Genomic DNA, 752 nt, shown 5'->3' on the forward strand with positions numbered 1-752 from the left:
CCTTCGGGGCCAGTCACCACCGCCCGCTGCGACCCCAGCACACGCGGCTTGGGATGCTCCAGCGGCGGGCGATACGGCACATCCCACGGCGTGGCGCAGAAGCGGTTGCGGTAGCCCTGGTGGAAGTCATCCTTGAGGTCGGTGACGTCGCTGCTGATGACTTCTTCGAGCACCTGCGGCTGCTTGCCCTCGTGAAGCACTTCGGTCAGCAGCCACAGGTCGTTCCACGCCGGATTGGCATGCTCGGTCAGGCTCAGAAAATGCCCGCTGACCAGGCTTGGCTGATCGCTGCGGCCCTCGGCCAGGCGGTAGTCGCTGCGGTGGCGTTCCAGTGCGCGGTTGGCCAGGTGCTTGCCACGCTCGCGGTCACTGAAGCGTGCCGGGTAGTCGTAGTCTTCCAGGTCCGGCTGCGCCCCGCTGCTGGCATCGCTTTCCAGCTGGATGCGCGGCTTGGTGAAGTCGTAGTCGCGCCGCGTGGTGCGGCTGGTGCGCGTGGCCAGGCGCAGGCCGAAACGCTTGATCACCGGCACGTCGGCCACCAGCCCCGTGTCCTGCTGATAGGCCACCGGGGCCAGCTTGGGGAACACCGTCTGGTCGTCGCCGAACACCAGCGCGTGGCCCTGCGGGCTGTGCTGGAAGTGGTAGTGAATGCCTTCTTCTTCGCACAGGCGCTGGATGAAGTGCAGGTCGGACTCGTCGTACTGCACGCAGTACACCCGCTCGGGGTACACGGCGCTGAGCACGAAGCGGTG

At 66.9% G+C, this 752-nt stretch carries 1 protein-coding gene; it reads right to left on the bottom strand.

The annotated features are described in order from the left end of the window. Positions 1–752, bottom strand: a 752-nt coding sequence (tssI, locus tag KUO17_RS26445; RefSeq protein ID WP_217978487.1) for a type VI secretion system tip protein TssI/VgrG, incomplete at both ends; no start/stop codon positions are given.

The sequence above is a fragment of the Pseudomonas aegrilactucae genome (genome assembly GCF_019168305.1).
GTDB lineage: Bacteria > Pseudomonadota > Gammaproteobacteria > Pseudomonadales > Pseudomonadaceae > Aquipseudomonas > Aquipseudomonas aegrilactucae.